The 1,037-nt window shown below is 67.7% G+C and carries 1 protein-coding gene; it reads left to right on the top strand.

Annotated elements, in window-relative coordinates; translation table 11 throughout:
• Positions 1–50 precede the first annotated feature (50 nt).
• On the top strand, positions 51–1,037 hold a 987-nt coding region (locus OCL97_RS22605; protein WP_377371947.1), incomplete at its 3' end, for an IS30 family transposase.

The following is a 1,037-nucleotide window of genomic DNA, read 5'->3' as shown; positions in this document are numbered from 1 at the left end:
CCTGAGTTCTCAAACGAAGTGCAACACCCTGCATTGGCGGAGGTGTTGTCATGGGACGGCTCTACGAGCAGCTCAGTCTTGATGAGCGGTGCGAGATTGCCCGGCTACGTGGCTCGGGGTCGTCGATCCGGCAGATCGCTGCAGCTCTGGATCGCCAGCCGTCGAGCATCTCGCGGGAGCTGAAGCGCAACACCGGATCTGGCCCGCGCGCGGGCGCCTACAAGCCGACCTACGCCCACGCTCAGACGGCGGCCCGGCGCTGGTCCGGGGCGCGGCTTGAGCGTGATGAGGCCCTGCGCGAGCAGGTGCTGACGGGCCTCCGCAGGGGCTGGTCGCCCGAGCAGGTCTCGGGCCGGCTGAGGCTCGAGGAGGGCCGGCCCGTCATCGGCTGCGAGACCATCTACCGCTTCATCTACGCCCAGCTGAAGCGTACCAACGACGGCGCCTGGCGCTTCTATCTGCCGCGCGCCAAGGCCAGGCGCGGGCGGCGCGGCCACAAGGGCGGCTCCCCGGCAAGCTTTATCCAGCAACGGGTTGGGCTCGCCGAGCGGCCAGCCGAAGCTCTGACGCGCGACCAGCCTGGCCATTGGGAAGCCGACTTCATGCTGTTCTCAACCTACGGCCAGTCGGTGCTCGTCCTGCACGAGCGGACCACGCGCCTCACCGCCCTCGTCAAGACCGCCACCCGCAAGGCCAAGCCCACCGCCAAGACCCTCGGCGGCCTGCTCGAAGCGCTGCCCAAGCGCCTCAAACAGTCAGTGACCTTCGACAACGGCACAGAGTTCGCCGAGCACCACAGCCTCGGCTTGGCCACCTACTTCTGCGATCCCCACGCCCCCTGGCAGAAGGGCGGCGTCGAGAACGCCATCGGCCGCATCCGCCGCTTCCTGCCCCGGAAAACCAACCTCGACGACGTCTCGCCAGCCCGCATCATCGCCGTCGCGCAGGCCTACAACCACACCCCAAGACAGTGCCTGGACTTCCACACCCCAGCCGAGGCCTTCTCCAGGGTGTTGCACTTCGAACGAGAATCCACA

The organism is Phenylobacterium ferrooxidans (assembly GCF_042714595.1).
In the GTDB taxonomy this organism is placed as follows: Bacteria; Pseudomonadota; Alphaproteobacteria; order Caulobacterales; family Caulobacteraceae; genus Phenylobacterium; species Phenylobacterium ferrooxidans.
Note: the sequence above shows the minus strand (reverse complement) of the source record. Positions and strands in the feature narration are given on the sequence as shown.